The sequence below is a fragment of the Streptomyces sp. BB1-1-1 genome (assembly GCF_031597775.1).
In the GTDB taxonomy this organism is placed as follows: domain Bacteria; phylum Actinomycetota; class Actinomycetes; order Streptomycetales; family Streptomycetaceae; genus Streptomyces; species Streptomyces thinghirensis.
In genome coordinates this window covers 593,154-608,705 of record NZ_CP134203.1, presented here as the reverse complement: position 1 = coordinate 608,705, position 15,552 = coordinate 593,154, and the positions used below count along the sequence as shown (strand labels likewise).

At 73.7% G+C, this 15,552-nt stretch carries 17 protein-coding genes; 8 read left to right on the top strand and 9 right to left on the bottom strand.

What is annotated here, in order from left to right; translation table 11 throughout:
• Window positions 1-59: 59 nt before the first annotated feature.
• The gene (locus RI578_RS02675; RefSeq protein ID WP_310869508.1) at window positions 60-788 is read right to left on the bottom strand and encodes an alpha/beta hydrolase; all 729 of its coding nucleotides are present in this window, start codon (window positions 786-788) and stop codon (window positions 60-62) included.
• A 199-nt stretch (window positions 789-987) separates the two neighbouring features.
• The gene (locus tag RI578_RS02670) at window positions 988-1,392 is read right to left on the bottom strand and encodes an ATP-binding protein (RefSeq protein WP_310869507.1); all 405 of its coding nucleotides are present in this window, start codon (window positions 1,390-1,392) and stop codon (window positions 988-990) included.
• 155 nt (window positions 1,393-1,547) lie between these two features.
• Here RI578_RS02670 and RI578_RS02665 point away from each other — a divergent pair, with 155 nt between their 5' ends.
• Genes RI578_RS02665 through RI578_RS02645 form a run of 5 tightly spaced genes read left to right on the top strand, consistent with a single transcriptional unit; the run spans window position 1,548 to window position 7,003 of the window.
• The gene (locus RI578_RS02665; RefSeq protein WP_310869506.1) at window positions 1,548-2,852 is read left to right on the top strand and encodes an FAD-dependent oxidoreductase; all 1,305 of its coding nucleotides are present in this window, start codon (window positions 1,548-1,550) and stop codon (window positions 2,850-2,852) included.
• Window positions 2,849-3,592 carry a DUF1365 domain-containing protein gene (locus RI578_RS02660; protein ID WP_310869505.1) on the top strand — a complete coding sequence of 248 codons (744 nt, stop codon included), beginning with the start codon at window positions 2,849-2,851 and terminating at the stop codon, window positions 3,590-3,592. The genes RI578_RS02665 and RI578_RS02660 overlap by 4 nt, the downstream gene beginning before the upstream one ends.
• Window positions 3,589-4,875 (top strand): cyclopropane-fatty-acyl-phospholipid synthase family protein, encoded by a 1,287-nt coding sequence (locus tag RI578_RS02655; RefSeq protein ID WP_310869504.1) that lies wholly within the window; start codon window positions 3,589-3,591, stop codon window positions 4,873-4,875. Before RI578_RS02660 ends, RI578_RS02655 begins: the two co-directional genes overlap by 4 nt.
• Window positions 4,872-6,191, top strand: coding sequence for a cyclopropane-fatty-acyl-phospholipid synthase family protein (locus tag RI578_RS02650; RefSeq protein WP_310869503.1), 1,320 nt, complete (start codon window positions 4,872-4,874; stop codon window positions 6,189-6,191). Before RI578_RS02655 ends, RI578_RS02650 begins: the two co-directional genes overlap by 4 nt.
• Window positions 6,188-7,003 carry a DUF1295 domain-containing protein gene (locus RI578_RS02645; protein ID WP_310869502.1) on the top strand — a complete coding sequence of 272 codons (816 nt, stop codon included), beginning with the start codon at window positions 6,188-6,190 and terminating at the stop codon, window positions 7,001-7,003. Before RI578_RS02650 ends, RI578_RS02645 begins: the two co-directional genes overlap by 4 nt.
• A gap of 42 nt (window positions 7,004-7,045) precedes the next feature.
• Here RI578_RS02645 and RI578_RS02640 read toward each other — a convergent pair whose 3' ends face one another.
• Entirely contained in the window at window positions 7,046-7,798 is a 753-nt protein-coding gene (locus RI578_RS02640; protein WP_310869501.1) for an anti-sigma factor, read from the bottom strand.
• Entirely contained in the window at window positions 7,798-8,382 is a 585-nt protein-coding gene (locus tag RI578_RS02635) for a sigma-70 family RNA polymerase sigma factor (RefSeq protein WP_310869500.1), read from the bottom strand. The genes RI578_RS02640 and RI578_RS02635 overlap by 1 nt, the downstream gene beginning before the upstream one ends.
• Before the next feature lie 311 nt (window positions 8,383-8,693).
• Between RI578_RS02635 and RI578_RS02630 the strand changes: the two genes are divergently transcribed.
• Window positions 8,694-9,221 carry a copper chaperone PCu(A)C gene (locus RI578_RS02630; RefSeq protein WP_310869499.1) on the top strand — a complete coding sequence of 176 codons (528 nt, stop codon included), beginning with the start codon at window positions 8,694-8,696 and terminating at the stop codon, window positions 9,219-9,221.
• A 202-nt stretch (window positions 9,222-9,423) separates the two neighbouring features.
• A complete protein-coding gene (locus tag RI578_RS02625) occupies window positions 9,424-9,936 on the top strand; it encodes an N-acetyltransferase (RefSeq protein ID WP_310869498.1) in 513 nt (170 codons plus the stop codon).
• Between the two features lie 95 nt (window positions 9,937-10,031).
• On the opposite strand, the gene RI578_RS02620 is transcribed toward RI578_RS02625, so the two are convergent.
• The 3 genes from RI578_RS02620 to RI578_RS02610 all read right to left on the bottom strand — a co-directional run bounded on the left by RI578_RS02620 (window position 10,032) and on the right by RI578_RS02610 (window position 12,999).
• The gene (locus tag RI578_RS02620; RefSeq protein ID WP_310875645.1) at window positions 10,032-11,606 is read right to left on the bottom strand and encodes an MDR family MFS transporter; all 1,575 of its coding nucleotides are present in this window, start codon (window positions 11,604-11,606) and stop codon (window positions 10,032-10,034) included.
• A 93-nt stretch (window positions 11,607-11,699) separates the two neighbouring features.
• Complete coding sequence (locus RI578_RS02615; protein WP_310869497.1) at window positions 11,700-12,377, bottom strand: TetR family transcriptional regulator; 678 nt, start codon at window positions 12,375-12,377, stop codon at window positions 11,700-11,702.
• Window positions 12,378-12,414: 37 nt separating this feature from the next.
• Window positions 12,415-12,999 carry a rhodanese-like domain-containing protein gene (locus RI578_RS02610; protein WP_310869496.1) on the bottom strand — a complete coding sequence of 195 codons (585 nt, stop codon included), beginning with the start codon at window positions 12,997-12,999 and terminating at the stop codon, window positions 12,415-12,417.
• Between the two features lie 90 nt (window positions 13,000-13,089).
• Here RI578_RS02610 and RI578_RS02605 point away from each other — a divergent pair, with 90 nt between their 5' ends.
• Window positions 13,090-13,368, top strand: coding sequence for a metal-sensitive transcriptional regulator (locus RI578_RS02605; protein ID WP_003978241.1), 279 nt, complete (start codon window positions 13,090-13,092; stop codon window positions 13,366-13,368).
• A 12-nt stretch (window positions 13,369-13,380) separates the two neighbouring features.
• Here the strand turns inward: RI578_RS02605 and RI578_RS02600 are convergent, their stop codons facing one another.
• The gene (locus RI578_RS02600) at window positions 13,381-14,124 is read right to left on the bottom strand and encodes a sulfite exporter TauE/SafE family protein (protein WP_310869495.1); all 744 of its coding nucleotides are present in this window, start codon (window positions 14,122-14,124) and stop codon (window positions 13,381-13,383) included.
• The gene (locus RI578_RS02595; protein WP_310869494.1) at window positions 14,121-15,503 is read right to left on the bottom strand and encodes an MBL fold metallo-hydrolase; all 1,383 of its coding nucleotides are present in this window, start codon (window positions 15,501-15,503) and stop codon (window positions 14,121-14,123) included. Before RI578_RS02595 ends, RI578_RS02600 begins: the two co-directional genes overlap by 4 nt.
• Window positions 15,504-15,552: the final 49 nt, after the last annotated feature.

The following is a 15,552-nucleotide window of genomic DNA, read 5'->3' as shown; positions in this document are numbered from 1 at the left end:
GCGGACACGTGTCCGAGCCCGGGAAGGCGTCGGTTCGCCGATGATCCTAACAGACGCGGTCACTCGCGTGCGACGACCACGAGGCCCTGGCGCAGGACCGGAGGTTCGACGGCCGAAGCGGCGAGCGTGAAGAGCGGGGAGGGGGACGTCTCGGGGGCGATCAGATGGGCGACGGCCGAGGAAGCGGTGCGGTGCCAGCCGTCGTGGTGGCGGAGCATGGCGTGGTCGCCGTTCTCCACGATCAGCATGCCGGCCCGGGCACCGGCGGTGCGGGCGCGGGAGACGTACGCGGCGGATTCCCGGGGATCGGTGATCCGGTCACGACTGCCGTGCAGGACGAGTACCTGCCGGTCCCGCAGCTGGTCGACGGGCTCGCCGGGCGGACACCAGGGGGCGAGGGCCACCACACCCCGTACGTGAGGGGCGTCCGCGGCTCGCAGGGCGGCCCGGCCGCCCATGGAGTGGCCCAGCAGGACCACCGGCACCTCACCGACGAGGTCCCGCAGCTCGGTGAGTGCCCGCCGGGTGTCCCGCAGCGGCTCCGCGCCGGCGCCGTTCCAGCCGCGGCTGCGGTAGCGCACCTGCCCCAGGAGTACGTCGTCGCGGTCGGTGTCCGCCTTCAGGGCGCGCAGGAAAGGGTGCATCCGGAGCGCCGCGAGGTGCCAGGGCCGCGCGGTGCGGCGGCTCTCCGCCCGGCCGCCGTGCAGCACCAGCACGGCCGCGCGCGTCAGCGGCGGCCGGCGTCGTACCAGAAGTGTCCTCGTCAACGGTTCGTCCTCCGCGCTCATCCGGTCTCCTCCCCTTCCCTGCTGATCCCTGCTGATCCCCGCTGATCCCTGCTGATCCCCGCTGATCCCCGCTGATCCCCGCTGATCCCCGCTGATCACCGCCGACCACCGCCGACCACCGAGGACCACCGAGGACCAACGGTGATCCGTTGCCGCGCCGTGGACGGATGGGTCCGCCACCGTCGGGTGTCACCGGCCGTCAGCACAGATCGGCCCAGACAGTGTGCCCGCCCTCGGCCGGACGGTCGCCCCACCGGGAACACAGGGCGTCCACGAGGAACAGCCCCCGGCCGGTCTCCCCCACGCGGAACGACGGATGCCGCCACCGGGCCCGGACGAGGCCGACGTCGAAGGCGGCACCGGAGTCGGTGACCTCGACCCGCACCGAGGACCGGCCGCGCGGCGCGCACAGCACGGTCAGCGCGACCCGCACCGGCGGCCTGCCGTGCCGCAGGGCGTTGCTCAGCAGCTCCGTGACGACCAGCTCGGCGTCGGGGGCGAGGGCACCCGAACCCCAGCGGTCGAGCTGGTCCCGCACGCCGTCGCGCACGGCACGCGACCCGCACACATCCTGGCAGTCGGCCAGTTCGCAAGTGTCGTTCATGGCGTTTCATCCCTCTTCGTCGCCTCACAAGTGATTCGTTGCCGCCCGCCGCGCGGATGGCTCCGGACGATCGTCGGAACCTCCGCCAATCCGCCCGGGCCGCGGCCTCGGATTACCCACGCCAGCGTTGATCACTGCGGGGTGGAGGAGAAGCGATGCCGCGAGCGTCAGGGGAGGCGCGGCCGGAACGTGCCGGGGCGAACGTCCGCCGTACGGCCGTCATCGGCAGCGGGGTGGCGGGACTGACCGCCGCGTACGTACTGGGCCACGCCCACCACGTCACCGTCTACGAGGCGGACGACCGCCTCGGCGGGCACGCCCACACGCACGACCTGACGTCGTCCGACGGCCGGGTCCACCGGGTCGACTCCGGTTTCATCGTCCACAACCGCGGCACCTACCCGAACCTGCTGCGCCTCTTCGACGAACTGGGTGTCGCCACCCAGGAGTCGGAGATGAGCATGTCGGTGCGGTGCGAGGGCTGCGGACTGGAATACGCCGGCGCCCGAGGCCCGGCGGGCATCCTCGCGCGTCCGCGGAACGTCCTGCGCGGCCCGTATCTGCGGATGCTCGCGCAGGTGCCCCGATTCCACCGCGCGGCCCGGCGGTTGCTCCTCACGGACCCGGACCACACCCTCACACTGGGCGAGTTCCTGGACCGCGAGGGCTTCTCGCCGTACTTCCGCGCCCACTTCATGACTCCGGTCGTGTCCGCCGTGTGGTCCTGCGACGCGGCCACCGCCCTGCGCTACCCGGCCGCCTACCTGTTCCGCTTCCTGCACCACCACGGCCTGCTCGCGGTGGGCGGGTCGCCGGTGTGGCGCACGGTCACCGGCGGCTCCCGCTCCTACGTGGACCGGATCGCCGAACGGCTGCCCGAGGTGCGCACCGCCACCCCGGTCCGCTCGGTGACCCGGCACGCGGACGGCGTGGACGTCACCGCCGCCGACGGCGGGACGGACTCGTACGACCACCTCGTCGTCGCCGTCCACCCGGACCAGGCACTGGAGTTGCTGGCCGACGCGACGCCCGAGGAGAAGGAGGTCCTCGGCGCGTTCCGCTACTCCCGCAACGCCACCCTCCTGCACACCGACACCGCCCTGCTGCCGCGCGCACGGGGCGCCAGGTCGTCCTGGAACTACCTCGTGCCGTCCTGCGACGCGGGCGCCGACCGGGTCCGCGTCAGCTACGACATGAACCGGCTGCAACGCCTCGACGCGTCCGACACCTACGTCGTCACGCTCGGCGGCGAGGACCGCGTCGACCCCGGCCGGGTGCTGGCCCGCATGACGTACGAACACCCCGTCTACACACCCGAGTCGGTCGCCGCCCAGCGCCGCCTGCCCGGCCTGCGCACCCCGGTCACCGCCTTCGCCGGCGCCTACCACGGCTGGGGGTTCCACGAGGACGGCTGCCGTTCGGGAGTGGAGGCCGCCGCGGCCCTCGGAGTGACCTGGTGACCGACGCCCTCCAGGGGCGGCCCGGTCTGTACCCGTGCGAGACAGGCCACGTACGCACCGAACCGGTCCACTACACCCTGCGCCACCGCACCTACATGTGGCTCGTCGACATCGACCGGCTCCCCGTGCTGCCGCGCCCCTTGCGCCCCCTGGCCGGATTCCGCGCTGCCGACCACTTCACCGGCGACGCCCCCTCCCTGCGAGCCGGCCTCGAACGCTTCCTCGCCACCCGCGGCGTCGACCTGGAAGGGGGCCGGGTCCTCATGCTCACCCACGCCCGCGTCCTCGGCCACGTCTTCAACCCGCTGACCCTGTACTGGTGCCACGGCCCCGACGGCGCCCCGCGCTGCGTGGTCGCCGAGGTGCACAACACCTACGGCCAGCGGCACGCCTACCTGCTGCACCCCGACGAAGCGGGCATCGCGCACGTCGACAAGGACTTCTACGTCTCGCCGTTCTTCCCCGTCGACGGCGCCTACCGCATGCGGCTGCCCCTGCCGGCCGACCGCCTCGACCTGACCGTACGGCTCGACCGGCCCGGCGCCCGGCCGTTCACCGCGACGGTCCGGGGCGTCCGACGCGAACCGACCGGGGCCTCCCTGCTGCGCCTCGCGCTGCGGCACCCCTTCTCGACCCTCGCGGTGTCGGCCGGCATCCGCAGGCACGGCATCCGCCTCTACCTGCGCGGTCTGCCCGTCCAGCCGCGCCCGAGTCACCGCACCACGGAGAAAGCGACATGACCACAACCCATCCCCGCCCCGCCACCGCCCCCCGGGTCCCGGGCGCCCGCAGCACCCCGGTCGACCCGGCCCGCTGGCCCGACGTGGCCGCCCCGCCCCGGACCTCCCGGGCGCGCCGCGCCACCGCCGCGACCGTCGTACGCAGGGCCCTGGACCGGCTGCCGCTGCGGGTGCGCTTCGCCGACGGCGACACCGTGGGCCTCGGCGGGCCGCTGGTGGAGGTCCACGACCCCGACGCGTTCCACGGACGGATCGGCGCCCAGGGCCTCATCGGCTTCGGCGAGTCCTACATGGCCGGCGAGTGGGACGCCCCGGACCTGGTCGGCGCCCTCACCGTGCTCGCCGCCAACGCCGCGGAACTGGTCCCCGCCCCGCTCCAGCGGCTGCGCGGCCTGTGGGCCCAGCGCCACCCCGCCGCCCGGCGCAACACGCCCGAGGGCGCCCGCTCCAACATCAGCAGCCACTACGACCTGTCCAACGACCTGTTCGCCCTCTTCCTGGACGAGACCCTCAGCTACTCCTCCGCCGTCTTCCTCGGCTTCCCCTCCCGCCAGGAGTCGCTCGCCGCCGCCCAGCGGCGCAAGATCGACCGGCTCCTCGACCTCGCCGAGGTCGGCGAGGGCACCCGCCTGCTGGAGATCGGCACCGGCTGGGGCGAGTTGGCGCTGCGGGCCGCCGCGCGCGGCGCCCACGTCACGACGCTCACGCTCTCCCGCGAACAGCGCGACCGCGCCGTCGAACGCGCCCACGAGGCCGGGCTCGCCGACCGCGTCCGGGTCGAACTGCGCGACTACCGCGAGGAGACCGGCACCTACGACGCCGTCGTCAGCGTCGAGATGATCGAGGCCGTCGGAGCCGAGTTCTGGCCGGTCTACTTCCGCACCCTCGACGACCGCCTCGAACCGGGCGGCCGGGCCGCGCTCCAGGCCATCACCATGCCGCACGACCGCATGACGGCCGCCCGCGACACCTACACCTGGATCCAGAAGTACGTCTTCCCCGGCGGCCTGATCCCCTCCACCGACGCCATAGAAGACACCGTCCGCGACCACACCGGGCTGCGCACCGCCCGCCGTGACGACTTCGGCGCGCACTACGCCGAGACGCTGCGCCTGTGGCGGGAGCGGTTCACCGAGCACACCGACGAGGTCGGCGCCCTCGGCTTCGACGAGACGTTCCGGCGCCTGTGGACCTTCTACCTCGCCTACTCCGAGGCCGGTTTCCGGGCCGGCTACCTCGACGTCCAGCAGTACCTGTTCACCAAGGAGGGCCAGGCCCGATGACCATCGCCCGCACCACCCGGCCGGGCGCCGCGCACCGGCTCGCCGCGCTCGTCGAGGACGCGCTCGGCGGTCCCCTCCCCGTCCGGCTGCGCGCCTGGGACGGCACCGAGACCGGCCCGGCCGACGGCCCCGTGGTCGTCGTACGCTCCCGGCGCGCGCTGCGCCGCCTGCTCTGGCAGCCCGGCGAACTGGGCCTGGCCCAGGCCTACGTCACCGGCGAACTCGACGTGGACGGCGACCTCGCCGACGGCCTGCGCCGGATGTGGGCGGCCACCCGCGAACGCCGCCTGCACCCGCCCCGCCTCGGCCTCGCCGACCGCGCCCGCGCCTCCGGCACCGCCATCCGCCTCGGCGCCGTCGGCCCCCGCCCGGCGGCCCCCGCCTCCCAGGCCCGGCTGCGCGGCGGCCTGCACACCAAGTCCCGCGACCGGGCCGCCATCAGCCACCACTACGACCTCTCCAACGACTTCTACCGCCTGCTCCTCGACGACACCATGGCCTACTCGTGCGGCGTGTGGGCCGACGAGCACACCGACGCGGACCTCGCGAGCGCCGCGGACGCCCAGCGCGCCAAGCTGGAGCTGATCTGCCGCAAGCTGGGCCTCACCTCCGGCGCCCGCCTGCTCGACATCGGCTGCGGCTGGGGATCACTCACCCTGTACGCCGCCGAACAGCACAAGGCACAGGTCACCGCGGTCACCCTGGCCGCGGAACAGGCTGCGTACGTGCGCGAGCAGGTGCGCGAGCGCGGACTGGAGCACCGGGTCGAGGTGATCTGCCAGGACTACCGCGACATCGCGGGCGGCGACTACGACGCCGTGTCCACCGTCGAGATGGGCGAACACGTCGGAGACGCCGAGTACCCGGCGTTCGCCGCAGCCCTGCACCGCCTGGTCCGTCCACGGGGCCGCGTGCTGGTGCAGCAGATGTCCCGGGGTCGCAAGGCGCCCGGCGGCGGCGCCTTCATCGAGGCCTACATCGCGCCCGACATGCACATGCGCCCCCTCGGGGAGACGGTCCAGCTCCTGGAGGACGCCGGACTCGAAGTGCGCCACACCGAGTCCCTGCGCGAGCACTACGTCCGCACGGTCACCGCCTGGGAACACACCCTGGAGCAGCGCTGGGACGACTTCGTCGCGCTGGTCGGCGAGGAGACCGCACGGGTGTGGCGGCTGTACCTGGTGGGCGGCGCGCTCGCCTTCGAGCAGCGGCGCATGGGCGTCGACCAGATCTTGAGCGTCCGGCCCACCCGGGAAGGCGTCAGCGGCATGCCCGCGACGCCGGGGGAGTGGTACGAGCGGGCGGACCGCCCGTGAGCGGCTTCCCGTGGGGCGCGTTCGCCGTCGGCCTCGGCTGGGCGGCGGCGACCGCGCTCGCCGTCATGCTGGCCACCTTCGCCGTCGCCGTGCGCAAGGGCGTGCACCGTGTCGTGGACGTGGCGTGGGGCCTCGGCTTCGCCGCGGTCGCCGCCGTGACCTGCGCCGTGGCGACGACGGCCGGGGAGGGCGACACCGGGCGCCGCGCCCTGGTCGCGGCCCTGACCGTCGTATGGGGGCTGCGCCTCGCCGCGCACATCGCCCGGCGCGGCCGGGGCCACGGCGAGGACCCCCGCTACGACGCCATGCTCGCCCAGGCGCACGGCAACCGGAACCTCTACGCCCTGCGCATGGTCTACCTGCTCCAGGGCACCCTGGTGTGGCTGGTGTCGCTGCCCGTCCAGGCCGCCTCGTACGGCCCCGGCCCGATGACGGCCCTGGCCTGGACCGGGGCCGCCGTATGGGCCGTCGGGCTGGGCTTCGAGGCGGTCGGCGACGCTCAGCTGGCCCGGTTCAAGGCGGACCCGGCCAACCGGGGCCGCGTCATGGACCGCGGCCTGTGGAGCTGGACCCGGCACCCCAACTACTTCGGTGACTTCCTCGTCTGGTGGGGCCTCTTCCTGATCGCCTGCGACGCGGGCGGCCCGGCCGCCGCCGTGTCCGTCGTCTCCCCGCTCGTCATGACGTACCTGCTGATCGGCGGCAGCGGGAAGCGGCTGCTGGAACGGCACATGGCCGACCGCCCCGGCTGGGCGGAGTACGCGGCACGCACCAGCGGCTTCTTCCCGCGCCCGCCGCGTCGGAATCCGTAGAGGATCCTCCAAGGGTGGGGGCCACGCGGGCCCCCACCCGGTTCACGCGGGCATGCTCATCAGCGCGATCGGCGTGCTGGTCGGCTGCTGAGAGCCACCCGCCGGCTCCACGGTGATGCCGACGCCCGCCGCGTCGTCCACGGCACCCTCCATCAGCACCGCCTGGCTGCCGCGACCGCGGTCCATCAGGCCCGCCGACCGCATCGTGCCGTGGTCGTCGAACCAGAGCTGGTAGACCTTGCCGGCCGGCGGCTCGGCCATGCCGGAGGCCAGGAAGACGGCGCGGTCCTGACGGTCGGAGACGACCAGCGTCCCGCTCGCCCCGTCGGCCAGGCGCACGGTGCGCGAGGCGGCGTCGGGCGCGGCCAGCACCCCGGCCAGCTCCTCGGCCCGCTGCTGTGCCTGCGTGGCCCGTTCCCCGGCGTCCTGCGCCCGTTCGTACTGCCACACCGCCGTGCCGCCGAGCCCGGCCGCCGCGGCCACACACGCCGCCAGTGCCCACCGGGCCAGGCCGCGCCCCCGGGGCACGACGCGACGCGCCCGCTCCACGGTCCCGCCGCCCGGCGGCACCTGGCGCACGGTGGTGATGCGGTGCAGCACCCGGTCCTTGAGCACGGGACCGGGCGAGACCGTGGCGGCCAGCCCCAGCCGCGCCGCCGCGGCGGCGAACTCCAGGCTCTCCTGCTCGCAGGAGCCGCAGTCCGGCAGATGGCGTTCGAAGGCCGCCCGCTCGTCGTCGGGCAGCGCGTGCAGGGCGTAGGCGCCCGTCAGGCTGTGCAGGTCCTCGGTGCGCATCACGCGCTCACCCCCAGGCAGTCACGGAGCCGGATGAGACCGTCGCGCAGCCGTGTCTTGACCGTGCCGAGCGGCAGCGCGAGCGCCTCGGCGACCTGCCGGTAGGTCAGGCCGCGGTAGTAGGCCAGGGTGACGGACTGGCGCTGGATCTCGGTCAGGGTGCGCAGACAGCGCCGCACCTGCTCCCGTTCCAGCCGTGTCTCCACCTGTTCGGTCACTTCGTCGTACTCGGGCGTACGGTCGAGCAGTGCGGCCTTGTGATCGCGGGCCGCCGCGGCCTCCACCGAACGCACCCGGTCCACGGCCCGCCGGTGGGCCAGGGTCAGGATCCAGTTGACCACCGTGCCGCGCTCGGGCCGGTAGCGGGGCGCCGTGCGCCACACCTCCACCAGCACCTCCTGCGCGACCTCCTCCGACTGCGCCTGGTCCCGCAGCACCGCCCGGGCGACCCCGAGAACGGACCCCGCCACGGCGTCGTAGACCGCGGCGAAAGAGTCCTGATCGCCCAGGGCCACCTCATGGATGAGCTTTTGCAGATCTGGCTGGGCCGATGGATTTCTGCCGATGTGCACGGCTTCCTTCACGACGGTTTCTCCAAAAGAATGCGACGGGCGGGGATGTCCCCACGTAATCCGAGGCCGCGCGGCCCGTGGATTGGTCGGGACGCCGCCCGGAGGCGCGGGTGACCTCGCCCGTGGAGCCGGGCACGGTGTCCCGTGCGACGCGCCGGCTCCCCCACCCTCCCACGCGGGCCGTCGCACCGGCCGCCCGTCCGCGGACCCGAAGGCCGGGCGCTCCCCGCCGCTCCGGCCTGACCTGCCGTATTACCAGCCGTTTACGGTCCGGCCCCGGGGCAACCCGGACGCGGATACCGGACCGCTGTACTGGAGGCTCCATGGTGCTCACCCGCGGGAGAACCGCCCGTTCCGCCGCCGCTGCCGTGCTGGCCGCGACGGCTCTGGCGCTGAGTGGCTGCGGCGGGGACGACAGTTTCGAACTGCGGGACTGGCACGCGCCCGGCCAGAACGCGAGCGTCGGCCCCGTCCTGATCCGCTACGCCCACGTGGCCGAGCCCGAGGGAGACCCGTGGCAGCCCGGTGACGACGTGCCTGCCTACGTCTGGCTGATGAACGAGGGCGACAAGACCGACCGGCTGGTGGGCGCGAGCAGCCCCAACGCGGAGTCGGTGAGCATCGTGGACGCGGACGGCAAGACCCTGCCGAACGGGGTGGAACTGCCGCCGAACAAGTTGCAGCAACTGGAGCCGACCAACAACCACCTGCTCCTGCGGGACGTACGCGAGGTCGTCCGCGGCGGTGACTTCATGAAGATCACCCTGAACTTCGAGAAGGCGGGCTCCGTCACCTTCAACATCCAGTCGCAGGTCCCGGTCTACGACTCCAGCCCTTCCCCCAGCGAGTGAGCCCGCCCGCCCCCGCGGGGTCCCGTACGGAGTAGGCTGGGGCCGTTCGCGTTCGACCAAGACGGAGTAGACCAGGACGAAAGGGGCGTGAGGTCGATGACCGCGCTCGATGCCGCCCCGCGCGGCGCCCGGGTCTCCCTCACGTCCCGGGCCATGGCCTGACCCAGTCGAACGCAACCCGGAAACGGATCCTCATCCCGTCATGACCCATACCTGGAACACACGCGCCGAGACCGGCGCCGACGTCCCCGTCATCCGTGACATCGTCCGCACCGCCTTCCCCACGCCGGAAGAGGCCGCCCTCGTCGACGCCCTGCGCGCCGACCCCGAGGCCTGGATCGACGGACTGTCCCTCGTCGCGGTGGACGACGACGACCGCCCCGTGGGCCACGCCCTGCTGACCCGCTGCCACATCGGGGACAGCCCGGCGCTCTGCCTGGCACCCGTCGCCGTCCGGCCCGATCGGCAGAAGGGCGGCGCCGGCACGGCGGCCGTCCGGGCGGCGCTGGCCGCGGCCGAGCGTCTGGGCGAGCACCATGTCGTCGTCCTCGGACACCCGGAGTACTACCCGCGGTTCGGCTTCGGCAGGGCCTCCGCCCACGGCATCGGCCTGACCATCGACGTCCCGGACGAGGCCCTCATGGCCCTCACCCTGGACACCGCCCACCCGCTGCCCGCCGGCACCGTCCGCTACGCGGCACCGTTCGGCATCTGAGGCACCGGACCCACCACACCGCACGGGCGGCGGGACGTCCTCCCGCCGCCCGTGCGGCATCTTCGCCGGGGTCTGCGTGTACTGTCCGCCGGCGGTCAGCCGACCGGCGCCGCCGGGCCCTTGTCGGCCGGAACGGCGGCCGCTTCGCCGGACTCCTCGGCGAGGCGCTCCATGCCGCTGGTGGTCTTGAGCGGCTTCTCCTTCAGGAACACGACGGCGACCAGCGCCAGCAGCGCGAACGGCGTGGCGACGAGGAACAGGTCGGCCGTGGCGACCCCGTAGGCGTGCTCGACGATGGACCGCATCGGTGCGGGCAGCGTGGACATGTCCGGGACGCTGCCCTCGCCCGAGCCCTCACCGCCGGGCACGGTGATGCCCGCGTTGCTGAGCCCCTTGGTCATCTCACTGGCGACCCGGTTGGCGAGGATGGCGCCGAGGACGCTGACGCCGATGGTGCCGCCCATGCTGCGGAAGAAGGACAGTACGGAGGTCGCGGCGCCCAGGTCGGCGGCGGGCACGTCGTTCTGCGCGGCCAGCACCAGGTTCTGCATCAGCATGCCGACGCCGACGCCGAGGATCGCCATGTAGAGGCTGAGCAGGCCGAAGTGCGTCTTCGCGTCGATCGTGGCGAGCAGCGCGAGGCCGACGGCCATGAGGGCGGCGCCCGCCACCAGGTACCGCTTCCACTTGCCGGTCCGGCTGATCACCTGCCCGGCGACGGTGGACGACACCAGCAGGCCGAGGATCATGGGCAGGCTCATCAGACCCGCGACGGTCGGCGACTTGCCCAGGGAGACCTGGAAGTACTGCGAGAGGAAGACGGTCCCGCCGAACATGGCGACACCGACCAGGAGGCTGGCGACGGTGGTCAGCGTGACCGTGCGGTTGCGGAAGATGCCGAGCGGGATGACCGGCTCGGGGGTGCGGGCTTCGACGAAGACCGCGGCGACCAGCAGCAGCACGCCACCGCCGGCGAGCGCACCGGTCTGCCAGGACGCCCAGTCGAACTCGTTGCCGGCCAGCGACACCCAGATGAGCAGCGCGCAGACACCGGCGACGATCAGGAAGGCGCCGAGCCAGTCGATGCGCACCTTGCGCGACACGGTGGGCAGCCGCAGCGTGCGCTGCAGCAGCGCGATGGCGAGCAGCGCGAACGGCACGCCGATGAAGAAGCACCAGCGCCAGCCCAGCCACGAGGTGTCCACCAGGACACCGCCGATCAGCGGACCGGCCACGGTGCCCACGGCGAAGACGGCACCGAAGATGCCGGCGTACTTGCCCAGTTGGCGGGGCGGGATGACGGAGGCCATCACGACCTGCGCGAGGGCGGTCAGACCGCCCGCGCCGATGCCCTGCACGACCCGGCTGAAGATCAGCAGTCCGACACCGTGGGAGAAGCCGGCCAGCAGCGAGCCGACCACGAACATGGCCAGCGAGAGCTGCAGCAGGAGCTTCTTGTTGAAGAGGTCGGACAGCTTGCCCCACAGGGGCACCGTCGCGGTCATCGCCAGCAGTTCGGAGGTGACGACCCAGGTGTAGGAGGACTGGCTGGCGCCCAGGTCGGCGATGATCGTGGGCAGCGCGTTGGAGACGACGGTGCCGGCCAGGATGGCGACGAACATGCCGGCCATCAGGCCGGACATGGCCTGGAGTATCTGCCGTGGGGTCATGGAGGTGGGAGGCGCGTCGGCGGGCGCCTGGGATGCGGTCACAGCATCTCTTTCGGTGGTGGTCTGATGGGTCGCGCGAGCCCGGCGCGGAGGCTACGCGGAAGGTGCCGGGAGACCGGCGGCGAGGAGGGCGAACACCTCGTGGAACACGTCGAGGAAGGCGGCGTCCTCCTGATGGGCGGACCAGTGGTCCATGCTGGTCCGCACCGCGGCGTTCGCCACCGAGGCCAGCAGTCGCGGGTAGAGGCCCGGCGCCGCGCGCCGTTCCTCGCCGCCTCCGGGCCCGGAACCGGGCCGATCGCCGCCCCCGGCGCCGTGGAGGCGTTCGGCGATGGCTTCCGCCAGGTCCGCCTCGGCCGCCATGTGCGCCCCGACGCCGCGTGCCAGGAGGTGCGGTGAGGCATGCAGCACCTCGGCGTGCAGCCGCCACAGCTCATGGTGCTGCTCCGCCTCGGCGAGCTCGGCCGCCATGGCTTCGCGCAGGGCTTCCAGCGGGGAGAGACCGGCCGGTGCGTCGAGTACGGCGTGCCGCAGACGTACGCCCGCGTCGACGTCGATGACGACGAAGGCGTCGTCACGGGTGTCGAAGTAGTTGAAGAAGGTTCGCACCGACACACCGGCCGCGGCGCTGATCGCCTCGACGGTGACCTTCTCCGCTCCGTGTTCGGCGGCGAGGCGTACCGCGGCCTCGGTGAGGGCGGCACGCGTGGCCCGCTTCTTCCGCTCCCGCAGACCGCCTCCCGCGGCACTCTTCTCCGACATAAATTGCATGGTATGCAAAGATGCACGTCATGCAAAATTAGGTTTCTCAGCCCTCCAGCCGCGCCAGCGTCTCCTCGAACGGGACGGTGCCCCCCGTGGGCCGGTTGTGCGGCAGCCTGGCCAGCACGGCGGCCATGCCGCAGGTGTTGGTCACCCCCGAGAAGACCAGGCCCGCGCCGATCGCGCCGGACAGCCAGTGCCCGGGACGCCAGACGCGGCCCGCCAGGAAGCCGGCGGCGACGAGCGACCCGGCGGCGAGGCGCACCTGCCGGTCCATGGGCCACGGCGTGCGGGCCCCGGCCGGACGCTCGACCGGGTGGCCGGCCGCCGCCCACGCGCCGGTGCCGCCCTGAAGGGTGGCCGCCTCGACGCCGCGTGCGGCCAGCCGCGCGCAGCCCTTGGCGGACCGGGCCCCGGAGGCGCACACGAGCAGCAGCGGCCCGCGCGCGGCGGCCGCCGTCAGGGCGCCCGCGGCCTCGTCGAGCCGTTCCAGCGGAACGTTGTGCGCGCCGGGGAGGTGGCCGCCGGCGTACTCGCCGGGGGAGCGGACGTCGACGACGGTGAACTCGTCGAGGCGGTCCGCTGCCTGGCCGGTGCTCAGAGTGGTGGCCGGTGTGGCGGGGGTGATCACGGAGGAGAACCTTTCTCGTTGCTGCCCTGGTGCGGGGTAGGATACCCGCGGGGGTATATGGGGCAGTGTGGGCTTCGTGGAGGAGTAGGCGTGGAACTCGACATGTCGGCCGACGAACTGAAGTCGGCGCTCAACCGGCTGCGGCGCGCCCAGGGACAGCTCGCGGGAGTCATCCGGATGATCGAGGAGGGGCGCGACTGCGAAGACGTGGTCACCCAGCTCGCCGCCGTCTCCCGGGCTCTGGACCGGGCCGGTTTCTCGATCATCGCCACGGGTCTGCAGCAGTGCATGACCAGCGACGACCCCGAGGTGCGGGATTCGGCGCAGATGCGGGCCCGGTTGGAGAAGCTCTTCCTCTCCCTGGCCTGACCCGCCGTCCGCTCACAGCACCGCCGCGGCGCCCATCGCCACGGCGACGGTGAGCAGCACGGCGCCGAAGACGCGCCGCAGCGTGGCGGCGGAGACCTTCGCCGCCAGCCGCCTGCCGTCCCACGCGCCCAGGACGGCGGTGGCCAGGAACGGCAGGAGCAGCGTGAGATCCAGGTGCACGGCGGTGTACGCCCGGGCCGCCAGGGCCACCAGCGCGTTGGCCATGACCGCCAGCAGACTCGTGCCCACCGCCGCGCTCATCGGCACGGCCAGCACCGTCACCAGCGCGGGCACCGCCAGGAAGCCGCCGCCGACCCCCAGGAACCCGGTCACCGCGCCCAGCCCGGCCCCCGCCCCCGCCGCCCGGACACCCGACACGGTGCCGCTGTCGCGCGGTGCGCGGCGGCGCAGCATGTGCAGGCCGGCCAGTGCGGCCAGCGCCGCGAACAGCAGAGTCAGTACGGTCCCCGGGACGCGCGCGGACAGGGCGCCGGCCACCGCGGCGGGCAGCAGCCCCGCCGCCGCGAACAGCAGCCCGGCCCGCCAGCGCACCGCCCCCGCCCGGGCATGGGCGACCAGCGCGGTGACCGATGTGACGATCACGACGACCAGGCTCGCCGTGGTCGCCGCGGCCGGGGTGTAGCCGAGCAGGTAGATGAGCGCGGGAACGGTGAGGATGCTGCCGCCCGCTCCCAGCGCGCCCAGGGACAGACCGGCCGCGGCGCCGGCGAGCAGGGCAAGGACGAGCGGGGTCATCCGGCGGTGCCGCCCGAGGGCGCGACCAGCGGGAGACCGGCCTCGGCCGCCGCGGCGAAACCGTCGTCGACCGCGACCACCACGCGTCCGGCGGCGTCCAGCACGGACGCGGCGACGGCCGCGCGCATTCCGCCCGCACAGTGCACCCACACCGTGCCCGGCGGCACCTCGTCCAGCCGCCGGTGGATCTCGTGGACGGGAAGGTGCACGCTGCCCTCGACCCAGCCGTCCGCGCGCTCGCTGTCCCGGCGTACGTCGACCACCACCACGTCCTCGCCGTCCCGCCGCGTCGCGGCCAGCTCGGCGAACGTGGCGCGCCGGAACGAGGCCGGTCCGGACCCGTCCACGAGCCAGTCGGCCGGGGAGCCGACCGCCGCCGCGGCCGGCCGGTCGATGCCCACCCGGGTCAGTTCCCGCTGGGCGCGGGCGAGGTCCTCGGCGCTCCGCGCGAGCAGCGTCACCGGTCTGCCCCACGGGATCATCCACGCGAGATAGGTCGCGAGCTGCCCGTCGACCTCGAAGTTGAACGACCCGGCGACATGGCCGGAGGCGAACGCCACTCGGCTGCGCAGGTCCACGACCCACTCACCGGCGGCCAGCCGCCGGGCGATCTCCTCCGCGTCGGCCCGCCGGGGCTCGGTCAGGTCCACGGGGGCGGGGCCGTCGGCGTTCACCGGCCCCATGTGCGCGTAGTAGGCGGGCACGTCCTCCAGCCCGGCCAGCAGCTCCTGGACGAAGGTGTCCACGTCCTGGACGAGTGCCGGGTTGGCCGCCTTCTCGGCGCCGATGGTGGTGTGCTCGCCGCCGGACGGCGAGGAGGAGCAGAAGCTGCCGAAGCCGTGCGTGGGCAGCACCGCCACCCGGTCCTCCAGCTGGGCCGCGAGACGGTGCGCGGAGGCGTGCTGCGCGCGGGCCAGCTCCTCGGTCAGCCGCGGCTCCACGAGGTCGGGCCGGCCCACGCCGCCGATCAGCAGCGAGCCGCCGGTGAAGGCGGCCACCGCCCGCCCCGACTCCTCAAGGACGTACGAGGTGTGGTGCGGGGTGTGGCCGGGCGTGGCCACGGCGCGCAGCCCCAGCCCCTCGTCGACCGGCTCCACGTCCCCGTCGGCCACCGCCACGCGCGCGTACGCCACCTCGGCCCCGGCCGGCACCAGGTAGCGTGCGCCGGTGAGGCGGGCGAGCTCCAGCCCGCCGGTGACGTAGTCGTTGTGCACATGCGTCTCGGCGACGGCGGCGATCCGCACCCCGCGCCGAGCGGCCTCGGCCATGACGCGGTCGATGTCCCGCGGCGGGTCCACGACGACGGCAGAGCGGGCACCGCCCGCCAGGTAGCTGCGGTTGCCCAGCCCCTCGGTCTCCAGGACCTCGACAAAGAACACGGCGTACTCTCCTTCCGAAATTACCCCCGGGGGTATCTCCGTCGTCCAC

What these genes read in the sequence shown, in the direction of transcription:
- RI578_RS02600 (WP_310869495.1), bottom strand. Translation starts at nt 14,124, where the DNA reads ATGACCCCGCTCGTCCTTGCCCTGCTCGCCGGCGCCGCGGCCGGTCTG.
- RI578_RS02675 (WP_310869508.1), bottom strand. Translation starts at nt 788, where the DNA reads ATGAGCGCGGAGGACGAACCGTTGACGAGGACACTTCTGGTACGACGC.
- RI578_RS02670 (WP_310869507.1), bottom strand. Translation starts at nt 1,392, where the DNA reads ATGAACGACACTTGCGAACTGGCCGACTGCCAGGATGTGTGCGGGTCG.
- RI578_RS02655 (WP_310869504.1), top strand. Translation starts at nt 3,589, where the DNA reads ATGACCACAACCCATCCCCGCCCCGCCACCGCCCCCCGGGTCCCGGGC.
- RI578_RS02630 (WP_310869499.1), top strand. Translation starts at nt 8,694, where the DNA reads ATGGTGCTCACCCGCGGGAGAACCGCCCGTTCCGCCGCCGCTGCCGTG.
- RI578_RS02620 (WP_310875645.1), bottom strand. Translation starts at nt 11,606, where the DNA reads ATGACCCCACGGCAGATACTCCAGGCCATGTCCGGCCTGATGGCCGGC.
- RI578_RS02665 (WP_310869506.1), top strand. Translation starts at nt 1,548, where the DNA reads ATGCCGCGAGCGTCAGGGGAGGCGCGGCCGGAACGTGCCGGGGCGAAC.
- RI578_RS02625 (WP_310869498.1), top strand. Translation starts at nt 9,424, where the DNA reads ATGACCCATACCTGGAACACACGCGCCGAGACCGGCGCCGACGTCCCC.
- RI578_RS02650 (WP_310869503.1), top strand. Translation starts at nt 4,872, where the DNA reads ATGACCATCGCCCGCACCACCCGGCCGGGCGCCGCGCACCGGCTCGCC.
- RI578_RS02615 (WP_310869497.1), bottom strand. Translation starts at nt 12,377, where the DNA reads ATGCAATTTATGTCGGAGAAGAGTGCCGCGGGAGGCGGTCTGCGGGAG.
- RI578_RS02640 (WP_310869501.1), bottom strand. Translation starts at nt 7,798, where the DNA reads ATGCGCACCGAGGACCTGCACAGCCTGACGGGCGCCTACGCCCTGCAC.